The sequence below is a fragment of the Pseudomonas fungipugnans genome (genome assembly GCF_029955235.1).
Classification (GTDB): Bacteria; Pseudomonadota; Gammaproteobacteria; order Pseudomonadales; family Pseudomonadaceae; genus Aquipseudomonas; species Aquipseudomonas fungipugnans.
On the sequence record NZ_JARBWL010000001.1, the window covers coordinates 3,061,248 to 3,077,553 of the forward strand.

Consider the following 16,306-nt stretch of genomic DNA (forward strand, 5'->3'; position numbering starts at 1 on the left):
ATGCTGTACACACCATCCCTTATGGGAGCGCGCCTGCTCGCGAAAGCGGTAGGTCAGCAACATCAATGTAGACCCTGAGCCCTCTTCGCGAGCAGGCTCCCTCCCACAGGTTTTGCGTGAATTCAGAAATCCGGGGTTTGGTCAGCCAACGCTACCGCCCGGAACATCGCCCGACGCTTGTTCAGGGTTTCTTCCCATTCCAGCGCCGGCACCGAGTCGGCGACAATGCCGCCCCCGGCCTGCACGTGCAGTTCGCCGTTCTTGATCACCGCCGTGCGGATCGCAATCGCGGTGTCCATGTTGCCATTCCAGGCGAAGTAGCCAACGGCCCCGCCATAGACGCCACGCTTGACCGGCTCCAGTTCGTCGATGATTTCCATCGCCCGAATCTTCGGTGCACCCGACAAGGTGCCCGCTGGCAGAATCGCCCGCAGTGCGTCCATCGCCGTCAGCCCGGCCTTCAATTGCCCGGTGACGTTGGACACGATGTGCATCACGTTGGAGTAACGCTCGATGACCATCTTCTCGGTGAGTTTCACCGAGCCGATTTCCGAGACCCGACCGGTATCGTTACGTCCCAGATCGATGAGCATCAAGTGCTCGGCGATTTCCTTGTCGTCCGAAAGCAAATCTTTTTCCAGCGCCAGATCAGCCTCTTCGTTGGCTCCGCGTGGACGGGTGCCGGCAATCGGGCGCACGGTGATCAGATTGTCTTCGACCCGCACCAGCACTTCCGGCGAACTGCCGACGACATGGAAGTCGCCAAAGTTGAAGAAGTACATGTAAGGCGTCGGGTTGAAGCAACGCAGCGCACGGTACAGATCGATCGGCGCGGCCTTGAAATCGATCGACATGCGCTGGGACGGCACGACCTGCATGCAGTCACCCGCCAGGATGTACTCCTTGATGGTGTCGACCGCTTTTTCGTAATCGCCCTGGGTGAAGCTCGAACGGAATACCGGATCAGCCGACTGTTGCTTGCTGAAATCCAGGCCACGGCGCGGGGTGATCGGCTGGCGGAGTTTCTCCAGCAGCTGTTCCAGACGTGCGTGACCTTGCTCGAATGCATCGTCCTGCGCCGGGTCGGCGAGGACAATCGCGTGCATCTTGCCGGCGAGGTTGTCGAACACCACCACGGCGTCCGAGACCATCAGCAGAATGTCCGGCACACCCAGCGGATCGGGGTTAGGGCACTTGCCCAGACGCTTCTCCACATAACGCACACAGTCGTAGCCGAAATAACCGACCAGACCACCGTTGAAACGCGGCAGTCCGGTGATGGTCGGCACGTTGTAGCGGGCCTTGAAGGCTTCGACGAAGGCCAGCGGATCTTCAACGTCATGGCTTTCGATCTCGACGCCATCATGGGTCACGCTGACGTGATGATCATGCACGCGCAACACGGTGCGGCACGGCAGGCCGATGATCGAGTAACGGCCCCACTTTTCGCCGCCCTGCACTGACTCCAGCAGGTAGGAGTTCGGCTCATCGGCCAGTTTCAGGTAGATGGACAGCGGCGTGTCGAAGTCGGCCAGGGTTTCGCAGGCCATCGGGATGCGGTTGTAGCCGGCAGCGGCCAAACGCAGGAATTCTTCGCGGATCATGGGGTAGCCTCGTGGCTTGAGGGTCTAACGGTCAGGTATGCAAACGCGCCGGATAACCGGCCAGGAACAAGTCAGGCGCGCCAACGCCAGCGGGCCAGGGCCTTGATGACTTTCATCCAGAGTTTGCGAGTGACCACCACGATGGCGTTTCCAGAAGGGGGTTGAACAGCGTCGGGCAACGTTATCTCAGCCGCCGGGTCCAGGCAACCGGGAATTAACTGGCGCAGATCATCGATAACCAGCGCCGGTGATTCTTCGGCAATTGGCCGGCCATGGTTGTAGCCGTAACTCAAGGCCACACATTTGACCCCCGCTGCTTTCGCGGCCAGCACATCGCTGCGCGAATCGCCGACGAACAACGATTGCGACGCCGGGATGTTGGTCATTTTCATCACGAAAAACAGCGCCGCCGGGTCGGGCTTTTGCTGCGGCAGCGTATCGCCGCCGATGATCAGGCGGAAATAACGGCCGATCTTCATCTGATCCAGCAACGGCGCGACAAAGCGCTCCGGCTTGTTGGTGATCAGTGCCATCTCGACACCCTGCTTGTGCAGCCACTTCAGGGTGTCGCGCACACCGGGATAGACCACGGTCAGCTCATGGCTCTCGCTATAAGCCTCCATGAACATCTCAAGTGCGGCCTCAGCCTCGCCGTCATCGACAGTCGAATGATCAATGCCGCCGGCCAGCGCCCGTCGAACCAGCACCGGCGCACCGTTGCCGACCCACTCACGCACCGACTCGATACCCACCGGTTCGCGCCCGAGTTTGAGCAGCATGTTATCCACAGCCGCCGCGAGGTCAGGGACCGAATCGATCAGCGTGCCATCCAGATCGAACATCACCAGCCGCGGCAAGCGCCCCGGGAACAGCTGCTCAAAGCCACTCATGGGCGGGCCAGAGCCAGTTCGGAACGCATCTTCTCGATCACTTCCTGATAGTTCGGGGCATTGAAGATCGCCGAACCTGCAACAAACGTGTCAGCACCGGCAGCGGCGATTTCACGGATGTTGTTCACGTTGACGCCGCCGTCGATTTCCAGGCGAATGTCACGGCCGCTAGCGTCGATCAGCGCACGCGCCTGACGCAGTTTGTCGAGGGTACCTGGAATGAATTTCTGTCCGCCGAAGCCCGGGTTGACGCTCATCAGCAAGATCATGTCGACCTTGTCCATCACGTATTCGAGTACGTTCAGCGGAGTCGCCGGGTTGAACACCAGGCCGGCCTTGCAGCCGCCTTCGCGGATCAGTTGCAGGGAGCGATCAACGTGTTGGGTGGCTTCCGGGTGGAAGGTGATGTACGTCGCGCCGGCTTCAATGAAGTCGCCGACGATGCGGTCCACCGGGCTGACCATCAGGTGCGCGTCGATCGGCGCCGTGATGCCGTACTTGCGCAATGCCGCGCAAACCATCGGGCCGATGGTCAGGTTGGGCACGTAGTGGTTGTCCATGACATCGAAGTGCACGAAGTCGGCACCGGCGGCCAGGACGTTGTCCACTTCTTCACCCAGGCGGGCGAAGTCGGCGGAGAGAATCGACGGAGCAATGACGAAGGGCTGCATGACGCACCTTTTTTGAGCAGAATCACGATGGCGCGCATTGTATACCTCATGCTTTGGCGCGCGCACGGTGACGCGATAATCAGTAGGCCGCTCGGTAGATCTTCTCGATATCGACGGCACTCAATTTGCGCGGGTTGTTGCGCATCAGACGCTCGATCCCTGCCGCTTCCACAGCCATGGCCGGAATTGCCTCTTCGGGCACACCGAAGCTGTGCAACCCCAGGGGAATCTCTACCGCCGTACACAGCTCGGTCATCGCCTCCACGGCTTTGTCCGCTGCTTGATTAGCGCTCAGATGAGCGGTCTTTACCCCCATGGCCTCGGCAATATCCTGCATACGTTCCACGCAGGCCATTTTGTTCCAGTGCATGACATGCGGCAGCAGCAAGGCGTTGCTGACGCCATGGGCGATGTTGAAGCGCCCACCCAGCGGATACGCCAGCGCATGCACCGCACCAACCCCGGCATTACCGAACGCCATGCCGGCCATCAGGCTGGCGGTGGCCATGTCTTCCCGGGCTTGCAGGTTGGCAGGGTTGGCATAAGCCTTGGGCAGGGATGTGGCGATCAACTTGATGGCGCCGATGGCCAGCGAGTCGGTGATCGGCGAAGCATTGAGTGACAAATAAGACTCGATGGCGTGCACCAGAGCATCGACGCCGCTGGCCGCCGTGACACTGCGCGGGCAGGTCAGGGTCATCTGCGGGCTGACCAGTGCCACGTCTGGTAATAGATAGTCGCTGACGATGCCTTTCTTCAATTGCGCGACTTTGTCCGAGAGGATGGCCACGTTAGTGACTTCCGAGCCAGTGCCGGCAGTGGTCGGAATGGCGATCAGCGGCGGCCCCTTGCGCGGCACCTGATCGACGCCGAACAGATCTTCCAGCACGCCGTGGTAGCCGGCATAGGCGGCAACACTTTTGGCGATGTCGATGGCGCTGCCACCACCAAGTCCGATCAAGCCGTCATGCCCGCCCTCGCGGTACACGCGCATACAGTCTTCGACGATGGCAATTTCGGGGTCCGGTAACACGCGGTCAAAGATCTCATAGGTGCGCTCGCCCAGATGCGCCAGCGCCAGCTCAACGGTGCCGGATTTGACCAGCGCGGCATCGGTGACGATCAGCGGGTTATCCACATCCAGGCGTGTCAGCTCGGCGGCCAACTGCTCGATGGCGCCGGCGCCGGTGAGTAATTTGTGAGCAATTTTGAAAGAGGAAATAGCCATGTACGCAGCCTCTTATAGATAGCGGAGCTGGGCACAAGCGTAGCTGGGGATTGGGGTTTGTCTGCTATTCAGGGTGTGAATGGCCCTGGCCCCAAGGCGGGCGCGGTTAATGTGGGAGCTGGCTTGCCTGCGAAAGAACCAACTCAGCCCTCTGACAGACCGAGTTGCCTGCATCGCAGGCAAGCCAGCCCCCACATTTGACCGCGCTCGACTTCAAACCTGTGCAGTACGCAACTTCTCGCTTCGCCCCCGCAACCACTCCAGCGTCAGCAGCAATATCACCGAAAAGGCAATCAGCAACGTCGCAGCAGCCGCAATCGTCGGGCTGAGGTTTTCGCGGATGCCGCTGAACATCTGCCGTGGCAAGGTTGCTTGCTCAGGCCCGGCAAGAAACAACGTCACCACCACCTCATCGAACGAAGTAGCGAACGCAAACAGTGCCCCGGAAATCACTCCCGGCGCGATCAGCGGCAGGGTCACGCGGCGAAATGCCGTCAGCGGCGACGCCCCAAGGCTGGCGGCGGCGCGCACCAGATTGTGGTTAAACCCCTGCAAGGTCGCCGACACCGTGATGATCACAAACGGCACGCCCAACACCGCATGCACCACGATCAGCGAGAAGAAGCTGTTGCCCAAACCCAACGGTGCGAAAAACAGATAACTCGCCACGCCGATGATCACCACCGGCACCACCATCGGCGAAATCACCAGGGCCATCACCAGGGCCTTGCCGGGGAAGTCGCCACGGGTCAGCCCAATCGCCGCCAACGTGCCGAAGACCATTGCCAGCACCGTTGCCGCCGGGGCGACGATGATGCTGTTTCTCAACGAACGCATCCATTCTGCCGAGGCGAAGAAATCCTGATACCAGTGCAGCGAAAACCCTTGCAGCGGGTACACCAGGAAACTGCCGGAGTTGAACGACAGCGGGATGATCACCAGCACCGGCAGAATCAGGAACAGCAGGATCAAGCCGCAGAGAATCCGCAAACTGTAGAACCACACCCGCTCGACGGGCGACATATAAGGACTCAGCATTTCGTTCTCCCCTTAGCTCAGACGCAGGCGACTGGCGCCCACCAGCCAGCTGTAGATCAGATAAAGCACCACGGTCGCCAACAGCAGCAGCCCGCCGAGTGCAGTGGCCATGCCCCAGTTGATGCTGGTGTTGGTGTAGAAGGCGACAAAGTAGCTGACCATCTGATCGTTCGGGCTGCCCAGCAGCGCCGGGGTGATGTAGTAGCCGATGGCGAGGATGAACACCAACAGGCACCCGGCGCCGACCCCGGCATAGGTCTGCGGGAAGTACACCCGCCAGAAACTGGCGAACGGATGGCAGCCCAGGGAAATGGCCGCACGCATGTAGGTCGGCGAGATGCCTTTCATCACGCTGTAGATCGGCAGAATCATGAACGGCAGCAGGATGTGCACCATCGAGATGTAGACCCCGGTGCGGTTGAACACCAGCTCCAGCGGCTTGTCGATGATGCCCATCGCCATCAGCCCGCTGTTGATCAGTCCACCGGACTGCAGCAACACGATCCATGCCGCGACTCGCACCAGAATCGAGGTCCAGAACGGCAGCAGCACCAGAATCATCAGCAGGTTGCTTTGCCGCGACGGCAGGTTCGCCAGCAGATAAGCCAGCGGATACGCCAGGAACAGGCAGATCACGGTAATGACCAGGCCCATCCAGAACGTGCGGGCGAAGATGTCGAGGTAGATCGCCTGGTCCGGGGTGGCCGGGGCCACTTCGCCGAGGTCGTCGATACGATGATCGACCGCTGCCAGCAGATAGTAAGGCGTGATGCTGCTGGTGTTGCGCCGTACCGCCTGCCAGTAAGCCGGGTCGCCCCAGCGCTCGTCGAGACCTTCCAGCGCTTCTTTATAAGAAGCCGGTTCGGTGGCGAACGGCAAGGCACGGGCGGTTTTGGTCAGCAGGCTGCGGTAGCCGGCCAGTTCCATGTTCAAGCGCTTGGACAGATCGCCCAGCGTCTGGTTTTTGCGGGCTTCGGCGAGGTCGTCGCTGGCCGCCTTGTAAACCGGCTCAGCCGGTAGGCCTCGGCCGTCCCAGCTGGCGATGGCCGCCACGGTGCGCGGCATGCCGCCGACCACTTCCGGGTTGCCCACGCTTTTGTAGAGCAGCGCCACGATCGGCACCAGAAACACCAGCAACAGAAACAGCACCAGCGGCGCAATCAGGGCCTGGGCCTTCCAGCGATTGACCCGCTCGGCGCGCTTGAGGCGCTGCTTCAAGGTGGGACTGCTGCCCGCGTTCAAGGGAACGGCGATAGCCATGGCGTACTCCGGAAATCTTTTATCGATCATTGAATGTGCAAGCGAACTTGTGGCGAGGGGGCTTGCCCCCGCTCGGCTGCAAAGCAGTCGTCAAACCATTGCATGCGGTGTCTCTGAGACACCGGGGCTTCAGGTTTTCAGGGCCGCTTCGCGACCCAACGGGGGCAAGCCCCCTCGCCACAAAGGCTCGCTCCCACCGGGTCGTGCTTTTACTTCGCAGCCCAGGAGTTGAAGCGTTGTTCCAGTTGCTCGCCGTTGTCAGCCCAGAAGCTGACGTCGATCTGCACCTGGTTGGCGATGTTTTCCGGGGTGGTCGGCATGTCTTTCAGGACGTCCTTGGCCAGCAACGGTACAGCCTGGGTGTTGGCCGGGCCGTAGGCGATGTTTGACGAGTAGGTCTTCTGCTGCTGTGGCATCACCGAGAACGCGATGAATTTCTTCGCCGCTTCAGCCCGCGCCTTGTCCAGGCCTTTTGGAATCGCCCACGCGTCGAAGTCGTAGATCCCGCCGTTCCACACCACCTTCAGGTTGCTTTCTTTTTGCACGGCAGCGATCCGGCCGTTGTAGGCCGAACTCATGACCACGTCGCCGGAAGCAAGGTACTGCGGCGGCTGTGCACCGGCTTCCCACCACTGAATGCTTGGCTTGAGTTCATCAAGTTTCTTGAAGGCACGGTCCTGGCCATCTTTGCTGGCCAGCACTTTGTAGACGTCTTTCGGCGCCACGCCGTCGGCCATCAAAGCGAATTCCAGGGTGTACTTGGCGCCCTTGCGCAGGCCACGCTTGCCCGGGAATTTCTTGGTGTCCCAGAAATCCGCCCAACTGGTGGGTGCGCTCTTCAGCTTGTCGGCGTTGTAGGCCAGTACCGTGGACCACACGAAGAAACCGACGCCACACGGCTGGATCGCACCTTTGACGTAGTCTTCGGACTTGCCGAACAGCGCCGGGTCCAAAGGCTCGAACATGTCTTCGTCGCAACCACGGGACAGTTCGGGCGATTCAACTTCCACCAGGTCCCAGGACACGCTCTTGGTGTCGACCATGGCTTTGACCTTGGCCATCTCACCGTTGTACTCGCCGGCAACGATCTTGCCATTGCCCGCCGCTTCCCACGGTGCGTAGAAGGCTTTTTCCTGCGCCGCCTTGTTTGCCCCGCCAAAGGACACCACGGTCAGGTCCGGACCCGCCGCCATCGCGTGCGACGCACCGATCATGCCCATCACCAGGGCCGTAAATTTCAGGGATCTCAACATTTATTGTTCTCTCCACGTGCAGGGTTGGTGTTGCCGGGGCGATCAGTTCGCCTCTAGAAGTGGGTCGAGCGCGCGAACGTGTTCGACTTGCCAGCCAAGCGGTACCACGTCACCGACCGCCAGCGCAGGATCGAGCTCGGCAATCGGCTGTTTCACAAAAAAGTCGGTCTTGCCACAGACTTCCAGACGAACCCGGACGTGGTCGCCCAGATAGATGAATTCCGCCACCCTCCCTGAGAAGCGGTTGACGCATTGACCACTGGCGCCATTGAGACTCACGCGTTCCGGGCGAATCGACAACGTGACCGGCTCACCGGTCTTGCCGACGTTGACCGCCAGGGCTTCAACCTTTTCCCCGCGCCCCAACTCGACCACACAGCGGTCGCCGGTGTGGCTGTGCAGGCGACCGTTGAGGCGGTTGTTCTCACCGATGAAGTTGGCGACGAAGGTGTTTTTCGGTTCTTCGTAGAGCGTACGGGGCGGCGCGATCTGCTGGATTTCGCCCTGATGGAACACTGCCACCCGGTCGGACATGGTCAGGGCTTCGCCCTGATCGTGAGTCACATAGACCACGGTCACGCCGAGGCGCTGGTGCAGGTGTTTGATCTCCATCTGCATGTGTTCACGCAGTTGCTTGTCCAGCGCACCGAGGGGTTCGTCCATCAGTACCAGTTGTGGTTCAAACACCAGCGCCCGGGCCAGCGCCACACGCTGCTGCTGACCGCCGGACAGTTGCGCCGGGTAGCGCTGGGCGAAGCTGTCGAGCTGGACCATGCTCAGCACCCGCTTGACGCGGTCACTCACATCACTTTTGTTCAAGCCGCGCACGGTCAGCGGGAACGCCAGGTTCTCGGACACCGTCATGTGCGGGAACAGCGCGTAGTTCTGGAACACCATGCCGATGTCGCGCTTGTGCGGCGGCACGTTGTTGATCGAGCGACCAGCCAGCAGAATTTCACCCGCAGTTGGCGTTTCGAAACCGGCGAGCATCATCAGACTGGTGGTTTTGCCGGAGCCCGATGGCCCGAGCAAGGTGAGGAATTCGCCCTTGCGAATGTCCAGGTTGAGGTCTTTGACGATCAGGTTCTCGCCGTCGTAGCTTTTTTGCACACCACGAAAGCTGACCAGAATGTCACTGGCCCCAACGCTCGAATCGACCTCACTCATACCCACACCTTTTTTGTTGATGACTGCTGTGGATCAAGCCTAGTGGACACTGGGAGCCGCGCAAATCGGGGTGCAGGAGAGATTCGCCTCAGCCGGATGGAAGGTTGGGGGTAGGGATTGCCCTACAGGGATGGCGGGGATAGGCAGGGTGACCACAAGATTCAGGCTGCAAGCCGCAGATCATGGCAAAAATGGCTTTTCGGCATGTCGCAAACAGACATGCCACCACGATCCCTGTGGGAGCGGGCTTGCTCGCGAATGCAGTTTGTCAGGCAACATTAATGGCGACTGACACTGCGCTTCGCGAGCAAGCCCCCACAGGGGTAGTGCACGGTCTCAGAGGAGCTTGTGCTCCATCGCGTATTTCACCAGCTCCGCCAGCGAGGTGATGTTGAGCTTCTGCATCAGCCGCGCCTTGTGGGTGCTGATGGTCTTGCTGCTCAGGGCCAGTTGCTGGGCGATGTCGTTGACATTGGCGCCCTGGGCCAGACGCTCGAACACCGAAAACTCGCGCTCCGACAGCAAGGAGTGCAGCGGCCGTGAGTCGGTCAGGCCGACTTCGAAAACCATGCGGTCGGCCAGGTCCGGGTCGATGTAGCGCCCGCCCGCCGCGACCTTGCGGATGGCGGTCAGCAGCAGCGCCGGGTCGCTGTCCTTGGTCGCGTAACCGGCGGCACCGACCTTCAGGGCGCGGGCGGCCATTTGCGCTTCGTCGTGCATCGACAACACCAGAATCGCCGGCGGATTGTTCAACGCACGAATCCGCGGGATCGCCTCCAGGCCGTTAACACCGGGCATGGAAATGTCCAGCAGCACCACTTCGCAGGGAACGTGACGCAGGGTTTCAAGCAACTGCTCGCCATTGCTCGCCTCCCCTACCACCAGCAGATCCTTGGCCAGACCGATCAATTGCTTGATGCCTTCGCGAACGATGGTGTGGTCTTCGGCTACCAGTACACGGATCACATTTTTCTCCAGATTAAAGATCATTCGCGAGCAGGCTCGCTCCCACTGTGATCAGGGTGTGTCAGATACCTGTGCACCTACCCAAAAATCCCTTGTGGGAGCGAGCCTGCTCGCGAAGGCGTCAGTACAGCCACCCAAAAACCTCAGACCTCATCCAACGGCACCCGCACACTCAGGGTCGTGCCCTCCCCCGGCTCACTCTCAAGCGTCAACGTCCCGCCCATGATCAGCACCCGCTCACGCATGCCTACCACTCCAAACGAAGTCGGCCGACCCATAGCAGGAACAAATCCCACGCCATCATCACTCACCGTCAGACACAATTCATCGCCTTCCAGCGCCAGTGTCAGTTCGACAGTATGCGCCTGGGCATGGCGCATGACATTGGTCAGCGCCTCCTGAAGGATGCGGAACAGACCAATTGCCTTGGCATCACTGAGTATCGGCAAATTGTCCGGCACCTGCACCAGACACGGAATCTGCGTGCGCGCCTCAAAACGCCGGGCCTGCCACTCGATGGCTGAAGCGATGCCGGCATCTAGAATTGGTGGCCGCAACGCAGTCGCTACATCACGCACCAGCTGGAACAACTGGGCGATCAGGCGTTTCATGCTGTTCAAGCGCTCATTAAGACCGGGGTCGAGCTGCGCATAGGCCAATTCACACATCGACGTCTCCAGTTTCAACACCGTCAACATCTGCCCCAACTCGTCATGCACCTCACGAGCGATCCGGGCCTTTTCCTCTTCCCGAACGCTTTCCAGGTGCGCGGACAACTCGCGCAACTGCTCACGGGAACTGGCCAGCTCCAGTTCGATGCGTTTGCTCTCGCTGATGTCCCAGACAATCCCGTCCCAGACATAGGCGCCATCATCGAGCCGCCGGGTAATGGCCTTGATCTCGGCCCAGCGCTGCTCGCCCTGACGGGTGAGGATGCGACCCTGCCACGACCAGTCGCTGTCGGTATCCAGCGCATGATCCTGGGTCTGGTGATAGCTGGCCCTGTCGTCAGGATGCACCAGACTGCGCAGGCCCATGTCGCGATGAGCCAGGGTAGCCGGCGCATAACCGACCAGACTCTCACTGCCTTCACTGATGTAGGCGAAATCGATCTGCCCCGTCACCGGTGCCCGTTCCAGACGAAAGACCAGCCCCGGGACATTGGCAGCAATCCCTTGCAACCGCGCCTCGCTTTCCTGCAACGCGGCCAGGGCGCGACGGCGCTCGGTGACATCGTTGAGGTAGACCACCAGGTACTCGCTGTCGCGAAAACGCAGGAAGCTCAGCGACACGTCCGTCGGCAGGATGCTGCCATCGGCCCGCACACAGCTGGTTTCGAAACTTTGCGGCCCATCTTCGCTGGCCCGGGCGCGCTTCCACAGATTCAGCCAGCGGTCCATATGCAGGCCGGGCTCGAAGTCGATGAGGGGACGGTCAATGATCCCGCCCGCCGGGTAACCGAGCATGACTTCGGCGGCACGGTTGGCGTAACGCACATGGCTGTCCCAATTGACCCAAAGAATGCCGACCGTGCTTTGGTCGATGGAAAATTGCGTCAAGCGCAACGCTTCTTCACTGGCGGCGCGCAGGGCAATGTCCTCGCGCGCGGCCAACAACCGCTGCTCCAGACTGTGTTGCTGACGGCGCTGCCAGAAGACGATCGCCATGCTGCTCAGCAGCAACACCACCAGTAACAGGCTGAGGTTCTGCCAGAACCCCGGCGACTCGGAAAGCCTTGGGTATTTGGGTTGCAGCCATTGATTGTGCAGGTGTTCCAGGTCCTTGGCCGGAATCGTTCGCAGCGCACTCTCGACAATACCGGCCAGCTCCGGCCAGTCACGACGCGTTGCAACCCGCAACAATTGCGGCAAGCCGATATCGCCCACCACCACTAGTCCGGCGAACTCCGGCTCGGCAGACAAGCGTCCCAGCTGCGCCTCATCGATCACCGCGTAACCCGCCTGCTGACTCACCAGCAATTGCAGGGCCTGGCGTTCAAGCGGTACGCCTTGAATATTCAGATGGGGAAAGTTGCCGCGCAGGTAATCGGCGGTGGCACTGGGCATACGCACGGCAACGCGGGTCTGGCTGTCGAGTTTTTCCAGCTCCACCACACCTGCGCCCTTCTGGTCGCCGACGATCAGCTGCGGCACGCGCATGTACGGGTCGGAAAACTGCCACAGACGCAAACCGCCAGGGGTTTGCGTCAAGCCGGGGGCAATATCGACTTCGCCTTCACGCACCGCCGCTTCCAGTTGCTCCACGTCAGGAAAGTTACGCCAGCTGAGTTCGACCTGCAGGGACTTGGCCAGCCACTTCATCAGCTCGACGTTGACCCCGGACAAGCGCTGCAAACGTCGGTCGTATTGTGCATAGGGCGCCTGCAAAACCACCCCGACCCGCCACTCGCCATGCTGCGCCAGCCATTGTTGCTGAGCCGCCGATAGCTGCGCAGCATGCGCCGGTGGCGCCGACGACGCCCAGCTCATCAAGGGAAACCACAAACAGCCGATAACCCACAGGCAGCAAAAACGCATCATTCGAAGTCTCACCACTGACAAATACTGACCAACCCATTAGGCTGCCGGAATAACTTCTGGCCTGGAATATCCGATGCCCCCTGTCTACCGCCTGGCGCTGCCAGCCTTGTGCCTGTCGCTGATCCTGCCTTGCGCCTTTTCTGTCGAGGCCGCCGACCCTGCACCAGCACCTGGCGCTGCGCAAAAAACCGCCGCAGAGAAACCGGTCGAGCGCCAGCCGCTGCTTGAGCGTAGTCAGGAAGATGCCAGCGCACTTGAGCGCCAGATCCCCGCCCAGGAACAGCAACAACTGCAAGCCGGCGCCGACACTTTTCTTGCCCTGTGGAAACCGGCCAACACCGCTGACCCCAAAGGTGCGGTGATTATCGTACCGGGCGCTGGCGAAACCGCTGACTGGCCGCAAGCCGTCGGTCCGTTGCGCAACAAATTACCGGACGTCGAATGGAGCAGCCTGAGTATCACCTTGCCCGACCTGCAAAGCGATGCCATTGCGCCACGCGTTGTCGAAGTGGCGCCCGCGCCCAAACCGACCGCCGGCAACAAAGACTCGACTACCGCCCCCCCCATCGAGCAGGCCGCCGGTGGTGAAGCCGACGTAGCAGACAAGGTCGTTGCAGAAACCACCGAGGAACAAGCCAAGGCCGACGCCGAGCACATCTTCGCCCGAATCGATGCAGCCATTGCCTTTGCCAGCCAGCAAAGTGCCCGTCGTATCGTCGTGCTGGGCCATGGCACCGGTGCTTATTGGGCAGCACGCTACCTCAGCGAAAAACAGCCGTCGCAGGTGGAGAAGTTTGTGATGGTCGCGGCGCAAACGCCGGTCACGGCCAAACCGCCATTGGCCGAACTGACGCCGACGCTGAAGCTGCCAACCGCCGACCTCTTCTATATGGACAAGCCGCTGGATCGCAGCGCGGCGCTGGAACGGATGCAGGCCAGCAAGCGCCTGAAGAGCTCGGCGTTCAGCCAGGTGTCGCTCAAGGCACTGCCCGGCAATACCAAGGCCGAGCAGGAGCAGCTGTTTCGCCGGGTGCGTGGCTGGTTGAATCCGCAGCCGGTCGCTGAGCAATAGACCGCGCCGCGCCCTTCGCGAGCGAGCCTGCTCCCACAGGTGACCGAGTTCTCTTATGAGAATGCAATCAACTGTGGGAGAGGGCTTGCTCGCGAAGACGGCTTTACAGCCAACAAATATCTCCCCGACTAACGAAAATCCCGCCGCGCCTTGATCAACGTATACGCATTGTGCAAGTCACGAGTCCTCTCGGTTGCCTCGCGCACCTGCAACGCCGTCGCTCCCGTCCCCGCAACCTTGTCCGGGTGATGACGACTGAGCAGGCGTCGATACGCGCGCTTGATCTGCGCCGGCTCGCTGGTCGCCGACACACCCAATAATCGCAACGCATCCTGATAACTCGCACCACTAACGGCCAGCGGGCGCTTCTGCGGCTCGTAATCGCTGGCCAGTGCCTGCACCTGTTGCGGCGTCCAGCCCAGCCATTTGCCCCACTGAGTCAGCAGCTCGCGCTCGGCACTGCCGGCGCGACCATCCGCCCAGACCATCCGCCAACAGGCGCGCAACACGCCTTCAGACGCATGGGGTTGCGTACTCAGGCGGCGCAGATAGCCGCGCAACCGGTCATGTCCCGACTTGCCGCGATTGAACGCGGCAATGGCGCGACGCTGCGCCGACTCGGTCATTTCCAGCGCACGCATTTCTTGACGTGCTTGCTGGATGTGACCGTCCACCACCCGACCATCACACTTGGCCATACGGCCGAGCAATACGAACAACAGCTCGTCATTGCGCAACACCGCACGACCGCCCAGTTTTTCGCGCAAATGCGCCCAGCTCTGCACGTGCAGACGCCGGTCCAACGCCTGGCCCAACAAAGCGCCAAGCATGGCCCCCGGAATGCTGGCTATGGCAAAGCCCGCCCCGGCTCCAATCAGAGTCCCTGGCCACAACATCTCAGTGTCTCGCTTCTATCAGAGTTTCAACTTCGGCCAGACGCTCGTGGGTGCCAACATCCACCCAGAGCCCGTCCAACCGTTCACCAGTGACTTGCCCTTGGGTCATGGCCCTGCGAAACAGCGGCGCCAGCTTGAAGGCCCCCTCGGTACAGCCGTTGAACAACGCCGGATGCAGCACTGCAATCCCGCTGTAGGTCAGGGTCGGTGAGCCTGGCTGTGCGTCGCGCACTTGCCCGTCCAGCAGAATGAAATCCCCGGCCGGGTGATGGGCCGGGTTATCCGCCAGCACCAGATGAGCCAGCCCGGCGATGGGCTGACGCAACGCGGCAAAATCGTAGTCGGTCCAGATGTCTCCGTTGACCACCACGAACGCCTCGTCACCCAACAACGGCAACGCGCGGAAAATCCCGCCACCGGTTTCCAGCGGCTCGCCTTCCGGCGAGTACTGGATGCTCACGCCATAGCGCGAGCCGTCACCCAGGTATTCTTCAATCTGCTGACCGAGCCAGGCATGGTTGATCACGATCTCACTGAAGCCTGCCGCGGCCAAAGCACGCAGGTGATACTCGATCAACGGCACGCCGCCAACGCGCACCAGTGGTTTTGGAGTGGTCAGGGTCAGCGGGCGCATGCGCTCGCCTTTGCCTGCCGCCAGAATCATCGCCTTCATGCGCTGGCTCCGGCACGCAGGCTGGCGAGCAATACGTCCAGCTCTGCCAGCTCAGGACGACGGGCGATCACTGCCTCTATATAAGCAAAGAAGCGCGGCACATCGGCCAGGTAGCGTGGCTTGCCATCGCGGTGGCAGATACGGGCGAAGATGCCGATGACTTTCAGATGCCGCTGCACGCCCATCAGATCGCTGGCGCGCAGGAACTCGTCAAAGTCCGGCTGAACCGGTATCCCCAGCGCGCCGGCCTGTTGCCAGTAGTCTTCGAGCCACGCGTGTACGCGCTCCTCGGGCCAACTGAGGAAGGCGTCCTTGAACAGGCAGGTGATGTCGTACGTGACCGGACCATAGACCGCATCCTGAAAGTCCAGCACGCCGGGATTCGGCTGGCTGAGCATCAGGTTGCGCGGCATGTAGTCGCGGTGCACCAGCACTTTGGGCTGAGCCAGGGCACTGTTGATCAGCAGATCAGTGACGTTTTGCCACAACACCTGCTGCGCTGCGTCGAATTCGATGCCCAGTTCGTGTTTTACGTACCACTCGGGGAACAATTCCAGCTCACGGCGCAGTAACGCCACGTCATAACCTGGCAACGGCGCAACCATCGGCAATTGCTGGAAAGCCAGCAAGGCTTGCAGGGCATCGCGGAACAAATCGTCGGCATTTTCGTTGTCGATCACGTCCAGATACGTCTGGTTGCCAAGGTCATTGAGCAAAAGAAAACCACGTTCGAGGTCTTCTGCAAAAATTTTCGGCACATTTATTCCGGATTTCGCCAGCAAAAAGGCGATATCCACGAAGGGTTTGCAGTTTTCCCGAGGTGGCGGCGCGTCCATGACGACGAAGCTGCGGCCTTCAGCTTCCCAACGGAAGTAACGGCGGAAACTCGCGTCGCTGCTGGCCGCGATCAATGTGGCCGGGGGTACGGCACCCCATTTCTGTTCTGCAAAAAGCACAGTCAACTGCTCATCGAGCCAAACTTTCAGGTGTTGCAAACGTACATCTTGGTCGGGCATTGCAAGGGTCTCCGACGGCGCTAGCCGTCAAG

Annotated in this window: 14 protein-coding genes; 1 reads left to right on the forward strand and 13 read right to left on the reverse strand. The window is 60.8% G+C overall.

From position 1 onward, the window contains the following. Window positions 1–122: 122 nt before the first annotated feature. From trpE to POF45_RS13020, 10 genes are all read right to left on the reverse strand, one after another. Window positions 123–1,604, reverse strand: a complete 1,482-nt coding sequence (gene trpE / locus POF45_RS12975) for an anthranilate synthase component I (protein WP_282315809.1) — start codon at window positions 1,602–1,604, stop codon at window positions 123–125. A gap of 71 nt (window positions 1,605–1,675) precedes the next feature. Continuing rightward, window positions 1,676–2,494, reverse strand: a complete 819-nt coding sequence (locus POF45_RS12980; protein ID WP_259497067.1) for a phosphoglycolate phosphatase — start codon at window positions 2,492–2,494, stop codon at window positions 1,676–1,678. Continuing rightward, complete coding sequence (gene rpe / locus POF45_RS12985; protein ID WP_259497069.1) at window positions 2,491–3,165, reverse strand: ribulose-phosphate 3-epimerase; 675 nt, start codon at window positions 3,163–3,165, stop codon at window positions 2,491–2,493. The genes POF45_RS12980 and rpe overlap by 4 nt, the downstream gene beginning before the upstream one ends. Before the next feature lie 79 nt (window positions 3,166–3,244). Next, window positions 3,245–4,393 carry an iron-containing alcohol dehydrogenase gene (locus tag POF45_RS12990; protein WP_282315810.1) on the reverse strand — a complete coding sequence of 383 codons (1,149 nt, stop codon included), beginning with the start codon at window positions 4,391–4,393 and terminating at the stop codon, window positions 3,245–3,247. A 213-nt stretch (window positions 4,394–4,606) separates the two neighbouring features. Continuing rightward, window positions 4,607–5,431: an ABC transporter permease gene (locus tag POF45_RS12995; RefSeq protein WP_259497071.1), complete on the reverse strand. Its 825-nt coding sequence runs from the start codon at window positions 5,429–5,431 to the stop codon at window positions 4,607–4,609. Between the two features lie 12 nt (window positions 5,432–5,443). Next, entirely contained in the window at window positions 5,444–6,691 is a 1,248-nt protein-coding gene (locus POF45_RS13000; RefSeq protein WP_259497075.1) for an ABC transporter permease, read from the reverse strand. A gap of 209 nt (window positions 6,692–6,900) precedes the next feature. Continuing rightward, entirely contained in the window at window positions 6,901–7,944 is a 1,044-nt protein-coding gene (locus tag POF45_RS13005) for an ABC transporter substrate-binding protein (RefSeq protein WP_259497077.1), read from the reverse strand. 42 nt (window positions 7,945–7,986) lie between these two features. Further along, entirely contained in the window at window positions 7,987–9,111 is a 1,125-nt protein-coding gene (locus tag POF45_RS13010) for an ABC transporter ATP-binding protein (RefSeq protein WP_259497079.1), read from the reverse strand. Window positions 9,112–9,447: 336 nt separating this feature from the next. Next, window positions 9,448–10,101 (reverse strand): response regulator, encoded by a 654-nt coding sequence (locus tag POF45_RS13015; protein WP_259497081.1) that lies wholly within the window; start codon window positions 10,099–10,101, stop codon window positions 9,448–9,450. 119 nt (window positions 10,102–10,220) lie between these two features. Next, the gene (locus POF45_RS13020; RefSeq protein ID WP_282315811.1) at window positions 10,221–12,617 is read right to left on the reverse strand and encodes a PAS domain-containing sensor histidine kinase; all 2,397 of its coding nucleotides are present in this window, start codon (window positions 12,615–12,617) and stop codon (window positions 10,221–10,223) included. Window positions 12,618–12,690: 73 nt separating this feature from the next. Between POF45_RS13020 and POF45_RS13025 the strand changes: the two genes are divergently transcribed. Beyond that, on the forward strand, window positions 12,691–13,689 hold the full coding sequence (locus tag POF45_RS13025; protein WP_259497087.1) for an alpha/beta hydrolase family protein: 999 nt from the start codon (window positions 12,691–12,693) through the stop codon (window positions 13,687–13,689). A 128-nt stretch (window positions 13,690–13,817) separates the two neighbouring features. Here POF45_RS13025 and POF45_RS13030 read toward each other — a convergent pair whose 3' ends face one another. Genes POF45_RS13030 through POF45_RS13040 form a run of 3 tightly spaced genes read right to left on the reverse strand, consistent with a single transcriptional unit; the run spans window position 13,818 to window position 16,274 of the window. Further along, a complete protein-coding gene (locus tag POF45_RS13030; protein WP_259497090.1) occupies window positions 13,818–14,585 on the reverse strand; it encodes a TerB family tellurite resistance protein in 768 nt (255 codons plus the stop codon). 1 nt (window position 14,586) lies between these two features. Next, complete coding sequence (gene murU / locus POF45_RS13035) at window positions 14,587–15,258, reverse strand: N-acetylmuramate alpha-1-phosphate uridylyltransferase MurU (protein WP_282315812.1); 672 nt, start codon at window positions 15,256–15,258, stop codon at window positions 14,587–14,589. After that, complete coding sequence (locus POF45_RS13040; protein WP_259497093.1) at window positions 15,255–16,274, reverse strand: aminoglycoside phosphotransferase family protein; 1,020 nt, start codon at window positions 16,272–16,274, stop codon at window positions 15,255–15,257. Before POF45_RS13040 ends, murU begins: the two co-directional genes overlap by 4 nt. Window positions 16,275–16,306 lie beyond the last annotated feature (32 nt).